Source organism: Acinetobacter endophylla (genome assembly GCF_053543775.1).
This window is the reverse complement of sequence record NZ_JBLVOM010000255.1, coordinates 1-13881: the sequence shown is the minus strand read 5'-3', so window position 1 is coordinate 13881 and position 13881 is coordinate 1. Positions and strand designations below refer to the sequence as shown.

Annotated in this window: 14 protein-coding genes; 11 read left to right on the top strand and 3 right to left on the bottom strand. The window is 37.7% G+C overall.

Annotated features, from left to right (window positions below):
* Positions 1-275, top strand: a 275-nt coding sequence (locus ACNPNW_RS14050; protein ID WP_033856619.1) for a transposase, incomplete at its 5' end; no start/stop codon positions are given.
* A 329-nt stretch (positions 276-604) separates the two neighbouring features.
* On the top strand, positions 605-805 hold the full coding sequence (locus ACNPNW_RS14045; protein ID WP_114541125.1) for a hypothetical protein: 201 nt from the start codon (positions 605-607) through the stop codon (positions 803-805).
* A 227-nt stretch (positions 806-1032) separates the two neighbouring features.
* On the opposite strand, the gene xseB is transcribed toward ACNPNW_RS14045, so the two are convergent.
* Both xseB and xseA read right to left on the bottom strand, forming a co-directional pair.
* On the bottom strand, positions 1033-1227 hold the full coding sequence (gene xseB, locus ACNPNW_RS14040; protein ID WP_222112197.1) for an exodeoxyribonuclease VII small subunit: 195 nt from the start codon (positions 1225-1227) through the stop codon (positions 1033-1035).
* Complete coding sequence (xseA, locus tag ACNPNW_RS14035) at positions 1217-2488, bottom strand: exodeoxyribonuclease VII large subunit (RefSeq protein WP_222112196.1); 1272 nt, start codon at positions 2486-2488, stop codon at positions 1217-1219. Before xseA ends, xseB begins: the two co-directional genes overlap by 11 nt.
* Positions 2489-2838: 350 nt before the next feature.
* On the opposite strand from xseA, the gene ACNPNW_RS14030 reads away from it, so the two are divergent.
* The 7 genes from ACNPNW_RS14030 (at position 2839) to ACNPNW_RS14000 (ending at position 10948) form a co-directional block, all read left to right on the top strand.
* Positions 2839-3273: an I78 family peptidase inhibitor gene (locus ACNPNW_RS14030; protein WP_100535311.1), complete on the top strand. Its 435-nt coding sequence runs from the start codon at positions 2839-2841 to the stop codon at positions 3271-3273.
* Positions 3274-3386: 113 nt separating this feature from the next.
* A complete protein-coding gene (locus ACNPNW_RS14025) occupies positions 3387-3746 on the top strand; it encodes a hypothetical protein (RefSeq protein ID WP_222112195.1) in 360 nt (119 codons plus the stop codon).
* Positions 3747-3955: 209 nt separating this feature from the next.
* Complete coding sequence (locus tag ACNPNW_RS14020; protein ID WP_004645372.1) at positions 3956-4225, top strand: hypothetical protein; 270 nt, start codon at positions 3956-3958, stop codon at positions 4223-4225.
* A 297-nt stretch (positions 4226-4522) separates the two neighbouring features.
* Positions 4523-7162: a bifunctional aconitate hydratase 2/2-methylisocitrate dehydratase gene (locus ACNPNW_RS14015; RefSeq protein WP_005106643.1), complete on the top strand. Its 2640-nt coding sequence runs from the start codon at positions 4523-4525 to the stop codon at positions 7160-7162.
* A 64-nt stretch (positions 7163-7226) separates the two neighbouring features.
* The gene (locus tag ACNPNW_RS14010) at positions 7227-9344 is read left to right on the top strand and encodes a hypothetical protein (protein ID WP_222112194.1); all 2118 of its coding nucleotides are present in this window, start codon (positions 7227-7229) and stop codon (positions 9342-9344) included.
* A 95-nt stretch (positions 9345-9439) separates the two neighbouring features.
* Positions 9440-9661: a hypothetical protein gene (locus ACNPNW_RS14005; protein WP_222112193.1), complete on the top strand. Its 222-nt coding sequence runs from the start codon at positions 9440-9442 to the stop codon at positions 9659-9661.
* Between the two features lie 267 nt (positions 9662-9928).
* Positions 9929-10948: a tyrosine-type recombinase/integrase gene (locus ACNPNW_RS14000; protein WP_448767080.1), complete on the top strand. Its 1020-nt coding sequence runs from the start codon at positions 9929-9931 to the stop codon at positions 10946-10948.
* Here the strand turns inward: ACNPNW_RS14000 and ACNPNW_RS13995 are convergent.
* Entirely contained in the window at positions 10941-11237 is a 297-nt protein-coding gene (locus ACNPNW_RS13995; RefSeq protein ID WP_448767079.1) for a hypothetical protein, read from the bottom strand. The genes ACNPNW_RS14000 and ACNPNW_RS13995 overlap by 8 nt on opposite strands.
* Positions 11238-12197: 960 nt before the next feature.
* Here ACNPNW_RS13995 and mobC point away from each other — a divergent pair.
* Together mobC and ACNPNW_RS13985 are read left to right on the top strand one after the other, a co-directional pair.
* On the top strand, positions 12198-12719 hold the full coding sequence (mobC, locus tag ACNPNW_RS13990; RefSeq protein ID WP_448767078.1) for a plasmid mobilization relaxosome protein MobC: 522 nt from the start codon (positions 12198-12200) through the stop codon (positions 12717-12719).
* Between the two features lie 3 nt (positions 12720-12722).
* The coding region (locus ACNPNW_RS13985; protein WP_448767077.1) for a relaxase/mobilization nuclease domain-containing protein at positions 12723-13881 on the top strand (1159 nt) is incomplete at its 3' end.

Sequence of the window (13881 nt, the reverse complement as noted above, 5' to 3'; positions counted from 1 at the left end):
AAAATGCGAAACCATGGAAAGATACAAAGAGTAGCTCGCTAGAGCGAAATGAATTACTTCGAACAGTTAAACGTTTAGGCAGGACATTATGGAAAAAATGGTCAGGCTATCATCGGCGCAGTTTGGTGGAAACCAAGATGCATTGCATCAAATTATTAGGCGATAAATTAATGGCAAGAAGCTTTCCTAGTCAGGTGAATGAAATTCATGCACGTGTAGCAGTCCTCAACAGATTTACGGAATTAGGTCGACCACTTACCCAAGTTACGCCTTAAATTTGGCTCAATTAGGGGCGCTTTGCATTTCAAATCTTTGTGCAACAAAGCCAAGAGTAAGCGGGCTTTTTAATTGAAAAATTAATGTAATATTATGCTAATGTATAAATTATAAGTTTATATATAATTCATGAATAGATTCTATCGCTGTAGTTTCTTTCCAATTTCAGCCTCCTTCCCTAAGGAGGCATTTTTTTTGTCGGTAGAAAATAATGTTCCAATGACTATTATGTTTATTCAGTTACACAAATGATCATCGTTGACTATTGAATGAAGCTTTCAAATATTTGAGCATGATATTTTATTGGTTAAATAAGAGATGGATCGCCATGATAGATGAAGAAAAGCCTTTGAACTTTGACGACGATAGTGAACCTCAGGATTTCGAAGATGAAGAATTTATCGATGATAAGAAAGAGGATGAAATGTACAATGCTATTACCAAAGATGGGTCAAGTGTTGATCCTGCGGATGATGGAACACGTCATATTCGTCCTGAAGACGGTGATCCTATAGAAGTTGAAGATTAATAAAAAGCCCAATTCAATATTGGGCTTTTTTATCGTCTGGTGGATGAGAATGAAAATACAATTTTTCCCATATGGAATTGAGCGGATTTATCAAAATCCCCATCTAGAAAATTTAATTATTCATTGAAATGATTTTTCACTTAATAAAAAAGCCCTCATTCATGAGAGCTTTTATGCCAATTCAATCTAGCAGAATAGCCTAAGAAAATATTTAAAATGGGGTGCAATTAATCGTTAAACGTCTCATTTAACGCAGTTTGAACCGCTTCCACACGTGCCTTGCAAGCTTTATAGGCGCTCATGGATTCTTCCACGATTTTCATCAAGTTATCAATATCCGGTTCTTGCTGAGATTCGAGCAATTCCGCATTCTTTTTCAAGATGTCATAGCCTTGTTGGAAGCTCAAAGTATCATGATTCATGAGGAAGTACCTGTATAAGTTGTGCTGAAAAAATGCCGTCATGTAATTCGACTTCAACCAGATTGCTGGACTGAATCTGTTGAATAGAGGCAACCACATGTTCTTGCTGACGTACGATGGCATAACCCTTGGATAAAACATGTTTAGGATTTTGTAGCAGCGTTTCCCGCATCAGGGCATCGAGCTGCTGATTAATCAGCTGGGTATGCTGCTGGGCCAGACTGGCAGTATTGGCCTTGATCTGTTGCAGACGTTGCAACGCATCCATAATCTGATTATTGGCCAGACTTTGAATCAGTTTCAAAAATTGATCATTCTGATTTTGATAAGCCTGAATCTGTTGCTGGGATAAACGCTGAATCCGCTGTAGATAATTCAGCACATCCTGAGTCAGTTCAAAGATGTGATTGCGAATTCCTGCAATGACTTTACTCGGAGTATCAAAGGAGCGATGCGCAATCTCATCCAGAATGGTACGGTCTTTTTCATGCCCGATGCCGACCCAGACCGGCACCGAACGCTTGCAAAGCAGGGCAGCCAGATCATAATCATTCAAATAAGCCAGATCATTGACTGCGCCACCCCCTCGTATAATCACAATCAGATCCGGTGCAGTGTTATAGGTCTGTGCCCATTGTTTGAGCGCTTGTGCCAGACTGTACATAATACTTTGCGGAGCAGTATTTCCCTGAAAAGTCGCACTGTGATAGATAAACTCACACACCTGCGCACGCTGTAGTGCATCGGCATCTTTTTTGAAATCTCCCAGGCCTGCTGCATTTTCGGGAGCAATCACCAGAATCCGGTTCAGGTCAAAAGGGCTAGGCAAGTTTTTATTGCGCTGAATCAGTCCTTCAGTCGTCAACCGCTCAACAAGCTGCTGATAACGCCGGGCAATATCTCCCAAGGTATAGCCTGAATCAATTTCAACGATATTTAAAGAAAAGCCATATTGCGGATCAAAGTTGGCTTTGACTTTAATCAGCACTTTCAAATCTCGACTCAGCTCAATTCCGCTTTCACGTTCAAACTGCGTGACAATTTTCTGGGCATTAAATTTCCAGATGGTTGCTCGGCAACTGGCAATCACCTGATCGCTATCTGCTTCTTTTTCTGCCAGCTCCAGATAATAATGGCCGGCTTTAATGCTTAGATTACGAATCTCGGCTTTGACCCATACTGGTGTATCGAAAGTGAGTTTGACCACTTCCTGAACCGTAGCAAGATATTCCTTGAGGGAGAGTTGAGGGTCGTCTGTCATGCCAATAGAAAGTTTAAAATTCAATCAAATATTAAATCAATCCAACGAAGATCACAAATCTAAAAATGAAGTCATATTTGATTTATGTAATGACAATGCAATGCTATTGAAATGCATAATCACTTAGTTCAGGCGATTCGTCTGGGATTTTCGTATTTTGGAGAGGTTCTTCTCTTCTGTTTATCTTGTTCATTGAGAGAATTTATAGCGTTGAAGTCGTTAATTCACAAAGGTCTTATTTCTATTCTTTAATGAAAAAGTACGGTTAAAAATGTACACAGACTTGTGTCTGGCAAGGACAAGGAAATATGCTAAATTGGTGAAGAATTATTGAAGAAGAATAGGCTCTCATGAAAAAAACAATGCTGTTCGGTTTGCTGGCTGTCGCTCTAAGTGCATGTACCACCACGCCGCAATCTGAGACGGAAGCTCCTAAAATAGGTTCAGCGAATCCTGCAAGCGCTTATTGTGTCAATCAGGGTGGCAAGCTTGAGATTCGTACTGAAAGCAATGGTCAGGTCGGATATTGCCATTTAAAAAATGGTCAGGTGGTCGAGGAGTGGGAATTACTGCACATGAATCAACCTAAATGTATTGCTGATCAGGCGGCAGCATTGGTGGGTCAGTCCAATTTGACTGAAGCGCAAATCAAGCAGAAAACCAAGGCACAAATTGTACGTATGGTCGAGCCGGGTCAAGCGGTGACGATGGATTATCGCGAAGAACGGGTGACTGTAACCGTAGATCCTGCAAGCAAAAAGATTATCCAGGCTTCATGCGGTTAATCACACAAAATGAAAAAGCCCATGAGTGGGCTTTTTTTAATTCCATACAACTGGCATTTTGAAATGACAAATCTTCCCCGATCTTTTATATTGCCCCTCGGAAGGAGAAATTCATGAAAAAGTTATTGGCTTTATCGTTTATGCTGGCGCTGGCCGGTTGTGCCGAGAAGAAACCCTTAACCCCTGAAGAGCAGTGGCAAGGTTATTGTCGAAGTGTCGGTAATGCGGCGCGTACCATTATGCTGGATCGTCAGAACGCGATTGAGAAAGAAAAAGCAATCGAGCATGCCAACAAGATCGACGACGAAACCACCAAAGGTTTTATCCTGAATATTATTGATGAAGTCTATGCAATTCCAGCCGAAGAGATTAGGGCAGATGTAAAAGCAGCCCGTGAAAAAGTCCGCGCTGAATTTACTGCAAAGTGTATTGCGACACCGCATGATGAATTACCAGATTACAAACCGTTCTAAGGAACGGTTTTTTTATATCTGGATAAAATTATCCAACCCATATTTCCCATTAAACGTATTTAAATATACGCATCGTCAAAAGTCTGACTAATAAAAATAGCCTAAGCCAAATGCACACTTTGTGACAATTTCTAAATCTAAAATATAGAAATACTTATCTTTATATTGAATAATGAATTTAACTCCAATTAACCGAGGAGTAGCACAATATGGAAGTCGTAAGATATTTGCATCATTCTGATCTGCTGCTGGAAGATGAAGAGGGTGTAGTCATTATTGGCGGCAGTCGCTATGTACTCAGCGTCGGTGACAAAGTCGTTTTAAAGAAGATACTAGAACAAGATAAAAAGCTTTATCAGGTTGATATTTCCTTTGCCAGCAATAATCACAGTAGCACCTATGAAGATGAATGCGTGGTGAAATTCCAAGGCTGCCGAGACTCATATCAGCAGTATTTAAACTCGACCACTGTACACTAAGGTGGAGTATCTTTTTAACTTCAAATCAGGCAACATCAGGGTTGCCTTTTTTATGCATTAAATTCAGTTAAAAGGGCCTATTCATGGGCTTGTTTCGTGTGGTGTAAGCTGGAACTGATTATGGAATAATCATTAAGAGCATCATTTAGTTATAAAATAACGAGCATCACGAAGAAACACTTGAGTTGCATTAACTTTTAACTGGAAATTTAGTAAAATTTCGGAGTCCATATTATTTATGAAGCTTGGAATAAGCAGGAATTCATAAGTAATTTTTTAAAAAAGAGGAATAACACTGTGCTAGAAGCTTACCGCCAACACGTTGAAGAACGTGCCGCACTCGGAGTCCCACCGAAGCCACTTGACGATGCCCAAACAGCTGCATTAGTTGAACTACTAAAAAACCCGCCAGCTGGTGAAGAAGCATACTTGGTAGATTTGCTTGAAAACCGTGTACCAGCAGGTGTTGACCAAGCTGCATATGTAAAAGCTGCGTTCTTAGCTGCATTGGCAAAAGGCGAAGCAACCTCTCCACTCGTTTCTAAAGAACGTGCTGTTTACTTACTAGGTACTATGCTTGGTGGTTATAACGTAGCACCTTTAGTTGAACTTTTAGACAATGCTGAGCTTGCTGAACTTGCAGCTGAAGCATTGAAAAAAACGCTTCTTGTATTTGATGCATTCCATGACGTTGCTGATAAAGCAAAAGCTGGTAACGCAAATGCTCAAGCAGTTATGCAGTCTTGGGCTGACGCTGAATGGTTCACTAGCCGTAAAGACGTTCCTGAAGAAATCAAACTGACCGTTTTCAAAGTAACTGGCGAAACCAATACTGACGACTTGTCACCTGCACAAGACGCTTGGAGCCGTCCAGACATTCCATTGCACGCAAATGCAATGTTGAAAAACGTACGTGACGGGATCAATCCAGAAGTTCCTGGTGAAGTGGGTCCACTTAACCAGATTAAAGAACTGATCGCGAAAGGCAACCAGGTTGCTTACGTGGGGGACGTTGTTGGTACAGGTTCATCTCGTAAATCTGCAACTAACTCTGTACTTTGGTTCTTCGGTGATGACATTCCGCACATCCCGAACAAAAAAGACGGTGGTTACTGCCTAGGTTCTAAAATCGCTCCAATTTTCTTCAACACGATGGAAGATGCTGGTGCGTTACCGATCGAGATCGATGTTGCTAACATGAACATGGGCGACGAAATCGTTCTTAAGATCGATCACGCTGCTGCTAAAGTAACTGCGTTCAAAGACGGCGCGCAAATCGCTGAAGCTGAACTTAAAACTCCAGTACTTCTAGACGAAGTACGTGCTGGCGGTCGTATTAACCTGATCGTTGGTCGTGGTTTGACGACTAAGGCTCGTGAAGCTTTAGGTCTTCCAGTATCTACAATGTTCCGTACTCCGGTTCAACCTGCTGCAACTGGCAAAGGTTTCACTCAAGCTCAGAAGATGGTGGGTCGCGCTTGTGGTCTTCCTGAAGGTCAAGGCGTACTTCCAGGTACTTACTGTGAACCTAAGATGACCACTGTTGGTTCGCAAGATACAACAGGTCCAATGACGCGTGACGAATTGAAAGACTTGGCTTGCCTAGGTTTCTCTGCTGACCTTGTTATGCAATCTTTCTGTCATACAGCTGCGTATCCAAAACCAGTTGACGTTCAAATGCAACACTCGCTTCCTGATTTCATCATGAACCGTGGTGGTGTGTCTTTACGCCCAGGTGACGGTATTATTCACTCTTGGTTAAACCGTATGCTTCTTCCAGATACCGTTGGTACTGGTGGTGACTCGCATACTCGTTTCCCAATCGGTATTTCATTCCCGGCGGGTTCTGGTCTTGTAGCGTTCGCTGCAGCAACTGGTGTTATGCCTCTTGATATGCCTGAATCTGTACTTGTGAAGTTCAAGGGTAAAATGCAGCCTGGTATCACGCTACGTGACCTTGTACATGCAATTCCTTACTACGCAATTAAGGAAGGCGACCTAACTGTAGAGAAGAAAGGTAAGAAAAACATCTTCTCTGGTCGTATCCTTGAGATCGACTTAACAGAAATGGAAACTGACCTGACTGTTGAGCAAGCATTCGAGCTTTCTGATGCTTCTGCTGAACGTTCTGCTGCTGGTTGTTCTATCACGCTTTCTGAAGAGAAAGTTGCTGAATACCTTCGTTCAAACATCACCATGTTGAAGTGGATGATTTCTGAAGGTTATGGCGATGCGCGTACTATGGCTCGTCGTGTTGAGAACATGGAAAAATGGTTGGCTAACCCAAGCCTGATCAAAGCGGATGCTGACGCTGAATACACGAAAGTGTATGAAATCGATCTTGCAGACATCAAAGAACCTATTCTTTGCTGCCCGAACGATCCAGATGATGCGAAACTTCTTTCTGATGTTCAAGGCGCGAAAATTGACGAAGTATTCGTTGGTTCTTGTATGACGAACATCGGTCACTTCCGTGCGACTGGTAAGTTACTTGAGAAAGTTCCAGGTGGTGCGTTGTCAACTCGTTTGTGGATTGCTCCACCTACGCGTATGGACGAGCATCAGTTGATGGAAGAAGGTTTCTATAACATTTATGGTAAAGCTGGCGCGCGTACTGAAATGCCAGGTTGTTCATTATGTATGGGTAACCAAGCACGTGTAGCTCCGAACACGACTTGTGTATCGACTTCTACGCGTAACTTCCCGAACCGTTTAGGTCAAGGTGCTAACGTTTACCTGGCTTCTGCTGAACTTGCTTCTGTTGCTGCTGTATTGGGTAAATTGCCTTCTCCAGAAGAATACCAACAGTACGCAGCTCAAATTGACAGCATGTCAGCTGACATCTATCAATACTTAAGCTTCGACAAGATGAGCGAATATACTAACGCCGCTAAAGACGTTGATACGAAGAAAATTGCTGCTGCTCAGTTGACTTAATTCTTTGTTAATTAAGCAATAAGCGGTATAAGATAAGGGCTGATTAATCAGCCCTTATTTTTTTATGAAAAATTATTACGAAGAAAAATTTGAACATTTAGCTTTAGAACTTAGTGTGGAAAAAGCTAAAGAAAAAATTGTTAAAGAACTTTTATATAAAAGTACACAACCTAAGATAGGATTATTCAAAAATAAGTTTGATATGTTTTGGCAATCAAATTTTATTAAGTTACTTACAGTTGATGAAGTTCAAAGTGAAAACTACATTTTAGCTTTGAGCCAATATTTGCGATTTGGGGGTGTTGATAAAAATGTCTGTGTAAATTATTTAAAACTAGATGTTCAAAGCTTTATTTTAGCGGTACGTCAGTCTGGGTTAATCCTACAATCAGATCATAATTCTTGGAATGTTTTAAAAGAAATTGATCAAGAAATACAAATCGACGCACTGCATATATTTTTTCAGACTGTAAAACATTTACAATCACAATATAAGCATCGATTGGAAATTTATGAAGAGATAAAAAATACAATCAACGTTGGTCAAATTACTGCTATGGCTTTTGGCAGTTTATACGCTTATCAGTATTTAATTCCTAATCAAGATTATTTTGCACATTTACCTTATCAATTTGATAGTACTGAAAATAACTCAGCAGAAACGGTTTGGAAAGCATTTGATCATATTGTCAAAACTTCTAGAAAAAATACTAAAAAATTAACAGAACAATCGCTAGCATTGGCATTGAGAAATAAGTTAATGCCTTTCTTGATTGGTGAGGGTATGAGTGTACTTCTTCAAGATCAGTATGAGTTTTATAAAAAGCTTGTAGCTATCAAAATTGAGATACTTAACTATAAAAGAAATGTATTAGAGTCATTCTGTTTTGATAAGCAAGTAAATTACAAGCTCAACAACTCAGAATTGATTTATACCAATACAAAAGAGAAAAAGGATAATTGGTCGGAGAAAAATGCTTTATTGATAAGTTATTGGTTAGGTGTAGGGGCTGAAAAATTACTAAAATCTGACGCAATTTATAGCATCATAAATACAGGTGATAATTTAGAAGCTAATGCAATTGCATTGTCAAAAGCCTTTGGTATTCAAGAGCAGTTAGCCCAAGTTTATGGGATTACAGAATTCAGTATCAATAACCAAAAGCTCAATGCTTTTGAAACAATGATTACCATGACTTTATCACAAGCACATTATTTAAAGGATCATATTGAAAAATTTATGCGTTTTTTACCTAATTCTGAAGATAAATTAGATGCATTAACACAGCTTACTATGCATGGTTTTGTAATTGGCGAAAATAGGATGCCTTTTACTTTCGCTAAAAGAGAAGAGAAGATAAAAAGAATGTCTTCATGGGTTCAGGGGGCTTCTAATAATATAAAAAAGAAAAAAATGGATGAGATTCTAAGTTTTTGGAGTTGTGATTTGTACGACAATGATGATGTGTCTACATTCCAACAAAAACCATTTTATAAGATTGATGACTTTATTTTTCAATTTCCATGGCTTACAGCATATCAAAATTTAAATACTACTATGACCAACTACTTTCGTAAATTACATAAAAATAGATTTGAATTGAAGGGAGAAACTAATCAGATTGAGTTAACTCTAGCAGAAAAAATGCATCATTTAGGTTTTGAAGTATTTCCTCAACTTGTTCCTGAATTTAAAGATGTTGGTGAAATTGATTTAATAGCAATTCATGGAAATCATGTCATTGTGGCAGAAGTGAAATCTACATATATAAGAAGTAGTATTCAGGAAATTTATGAATATAAAAACTTCACCTTGAATAAAGCTAGTTATCAGTTGGATAAAAAAGTTGAGTATATTAAAAAATATTTTTTAAAAGAGTTCTTTGATGACATAAGTGAAGTCGTACTTCATACTTGGATTATTGATACTACACTAGAGTTTGATCATGAATATTTTGGTGATCATTTAAAAGTATCTTTAGATGAAGTCATCATTACATCAAATTGTGAATCTGAATTTATGCAAAAACTTGTTGATGAGCAATTTTATATTGAAAAAGATGAAGTGAAAATTGATCCTATCCAATTTTTAGAATCAATTGAAAAAAATACATTTTGGTCAAAGCAATTGGGTAACTACGATTATTACATAGAAAAAATGCTGAATAAATTTGCTTCTTGATAAGGTTAGAATTTTTCTTGGTTACGCTTTACAGTATTTTCAATAAATCGTTTAATCACCACATATTTTAGTGATGTAAAAGTTGATCTAACCAAATGGCAAAACAATCTCGATTCCTCTGTATTGGTGGTTTCCTCAATGGAACCCAAGTCAAAGACCAAGGTGACAGTTTTATCTGTGTCGAAAAAGGCAAAAATGTCACTTATACCAAAAAGGAAATCTTCCATCCTAATTCATGGGATCACGACTATTATGTTTGTGAAACGACCACAGACAAACAGGCACGAAATTGGGTTTATGACATTGAGACAAAATAATATTTAATTCGATAAAGAAAGACATGGGTTGGCGTTATCGTCAGCCCATTTTTATATACGTTTTAAAATATTCAGACAATAAAAAGCCCCATGGTTAGGGGCTAGTATAAAAAAATATTAAAAAACGTTTATTTTAAAAAATATTATAAATCAATATTTTAAAGTGAAAATACAATTGGTTTGATACGCTTTAAGTTTGTGTTATGTATAAAAAATTCATATTTTCAGTTAAAATGAATAATAAATTACGCCAGATTTACGCCATAAATGAAGATACCAAAAGCTAGAAGACGTGGGGAGTCATACCGAATTGAGTTGATGTTCAACGGTAAGAGAATAAGTGCTACACGAGATACTGAGAAGGAGTGTCAACAATGGGCGATGCTTAAACTACTGGAGTTTAAAACAGAAGATAAGAGTGCTATTAAACAAGAAAAGTCGCATTACCCATTTTCAGCGCTCATGAAAAAATACTGGGAGGAAGTAGGACAATACAAAAAGAGTAGTAGAACGATTAATATTTCAATCAACCATTTCATTAAGAATTTTCCAAATATTGGCGAAATGTCTATACATAATATTACACCTCAGATTCTGACTAGTTGGAGGAATGAGCGGTTAGCGCAAGTTAGTCCAGGTACAGTGCTCAAAGATATATCATTGTTTTCCGCAATTTTTACATATGCACAAAAAGAGCTTTTTTTAGTTGAGAATAATCCATTCTTCTTGGTGAGCAAGCCAGCACAGCCAAAATCTAGGAGAAGACGTATTAGCGAAGATGAAATTGAAAAAATTTTAAAAGCTCATAATTATGAAATAGGTCAGGTTCCATTAACGATGGAGCAATATATTGCTTGGGCTTTTCTTTTTGCTATTGAAACAACAATGCGTCAAGGGGAAATCTTAGATATAGAGCGCTGTAATATTCATAAGGACTATATTCATTTACCAGATACAAAGAATGGTGATTCTAGAGATGTGCCATTAACTGAGAATGCTAAGCAACTTTTAATGCTTATTCCGAATAATGGTTCTAAAAAACTATTAGATATTCAGCAAAGCAGCTTGCAAAATATGTTCGGAGATCGTATTAAAAAATTAAAGATACATGACTTACATTTTCATGATACGAGACATGAGGGTATTAGTAGAATGGTGAATCTTAGAAAAGTGTCGGTTGAGGTTCTAATGAAAATTACTGGTCATAAATCCCCAAAAATTTTAATCAATATTTATTATAATCCGACCGTAAGTGAAATTGGTGAAATGCTAAACGGGTCTAGTTGACACGTTTAGCACCACGTTTGCTTTTATAAACATTAGATAGAACCACCAGTGCTACTTGAGAGTCATATAAGTATTTACCTTCTGATCCCTGTTGATGTGATTCAAGTTTTTTGATAATGGTCGTTCTTGATAATCCATAACGTTCAGATAACCACCCTACGGTGACCAATTTAGGTATATTTTCCATCTTTAGTGCAGTAACTTTACCGCCAAATAGGTTTTGGCCGATCAAAATAGTTGGTGGGTTTTCGCTTTCAACTTCAATCGTATATTTCAAAACAGCATTCATACAATGTCTCGTAGGATTCATATTTTTTGATCCAACTCATTACCTACTTAATCATGCAATTTTTATTGCGAAAATATTTTGAGTATGAGTAGTGGATAAACTCTCTTTAAATTACTTTAAAAAATCAAAAATAATTTTTTACATCAAGAAAGTTGTATAATGTTTAAAATCAATAATTTACATTGGTTTTATTTAATTTTTTTAATATTTATCTAAAAAAAGTGCATTGGGCTATTTAAGCTGAATGGATTGATTGCTGAGTAAGATTGCTTGATGTTTATCTTATGCTAAGAAAAATATTAAGATTTATTTTCTATTAAAGTGAAAGATAAACTTTAAATTATAAAATAATGTGACGCAGTTCAAAACTGTACGTTACACAGCAAAAAATTGTCCGTTTCATCCATTTTCTTGATTTTTTTAATTGCGTTACACAGCAAAATTTTGTGCGTTACACGGCAGAAAATACGATGTTACATGACATAAATTAAAAATTATAAAATCAATATCTTATTTATTTTCTATTGGGTTTGAGGAGCTTTTTATTAGAGCTATTTTATCCTTGATATCGATTTTTTCATGCTTTGTACAAATAAATGATAAAGCAGAGGAAATTCTCTAATTAGCCATCATATTTTAGGCCTAAAAGCTATTACTTAGTCTATTCAGCTCAATTCCTATCGATCTCATAGATTTGTATTCTTCGATTTTCTGAGTCAGCTCAAAGCATTTTTAATAAAAATTCAGTGAAACAGGACGGTTGAAGATCTGTTTTCTCGCATTTGTTTATCATCAAAAGTATGTGGGGGAGCCCTTTCAAATTTGGAAGGAGTCAAGCAAGCAAGCCTACCTGTAGCCACAATTTTCCAGTTCTTCGAACTATAAAATTTTGGGCTACAGGGCTTGTTAGGGGCGACCCCCTAAGACCCCATCCAACACAACTCAAATTGAGGTGAATAAATGACAAAAGTACGACGAGAAATTGTGAAAAGGCTTCGATTTAATGCTGATCAAGCAGCACAAGTAGAGTCTTATTTAGCACTGCAGGGCATTGGTTTTACCAAATTGATTCATACTTTGCTTAAGCATGAGCTGAATAAGTGTTGGATGAATGTCACGAATGGCCATGAGTATTATTTCTTAGAACAACCCTTGATCCACCCAAACCAAAAGTTAAAACAAAGAAACAATAACAATTTAGCAGGACGTCCGGCTCCCCAAATAGACCCCGAACTTTTAAGAGCACTTGGTCACATCGGCAATAATGTGAATCAAATTGCGCGCTCACTTAACTTCTTATGTTTACAGCACACTGAAGAAATACAACAATTTTCATTTATTGATTGCATCGACATTCTGGAGCATATCCAAACAGAGCTGCATCAGTATTTACCATCGCTGCCTATCTATAGGGTGACTGAGGAGCAATCAAAGCGACGTAAAGCACGCGCAATTGCTTTAGCTGAAAAAGAAGGGCGCTAAATTATGATCATTAAGTTTCTATCCAATGGAACCGGTGATCCTCAATTAGCTGCATCTTATCTAATTGGTGAGCAGGATCATCTGGGGGATAAGAGAGCAGGTGTTGAAATAGTAAGAGGTGATCCAATTGTCTTTGCAGCAATTGCTTCTAGCCTTAATTTTAAATATTGCTATACGTCCGTTGTAATTAATTGGTCTCCAGAAGATGATGTTTCTGACGAACATTTAAATGAAGTGTTAGACCTCTTCGAAGAGCATGCGTTCTCAGGTTTTAGATCAGAGCAATATCATATGACTGCTGTGATGCACGCAGATGATGATGGGTCTAGACATTTACACATTTTGATTCCCAGAGTCGAGCTCACGACAGGCAAGTCATTAAATGTCGCTCCACCTGGTCATCGACATTATTTCGATCCGCTTCGTGATTTCTTAAATCATAAATACGGATGGATTCGGCCTGACGATCCTGCTCGGATGAAAACAACAAAGCCTAAAAACCACCATGTTTTACAAAATGCTTCAGCAGTGAAAGCTGGATTACAAGGGCAAGCTAGAAAGACACGAGTTGAAATGATCGATGCTTATATTGAGCAACGCATTATGTTTGGCAGCATTAATAACCGTAATCAGCTTGTGCAATCACTCAAGGAAATAGGCGAAATTGGTCAAGTAGCCAATAAAAGTATTTCACTCAAATATCAAAAAACAAGAGATCGCTTAGAAGGGGAGTTTTATCATGCAGGATTTTCATTCTCTGCTTACAGAGAAGCTCGAACAAGACAAACAGGATTACGATCAGTATTGCCAAGATCTCAAGAACAATCTACAGAATGTTCAGCAGGACTTTCAGAACTTCTTGAGCGAATGGAAACAGTTCGAAGAAAACGTGCTGAATACAACCAAAAATATTACCGCACCAAAGTTCCTCAAAATCAAGCGGATATTGGACAAGCAACTGAAATATCGTATGTGTCTAGAACAACAGTTTCAGCAGACTTTAGCCGAGAAGCAGACCATAGACATCGAGTTAATGCTATACCAGACAAAAACGGAGATGCAGTATCAAGACTTGATGAGTTTGCTCAAAAGCCAAATTCAAGCGTTGAAAATATTCCAGAACGAGAATGTGACACTGCTATATCAAATATTACAGAACGAG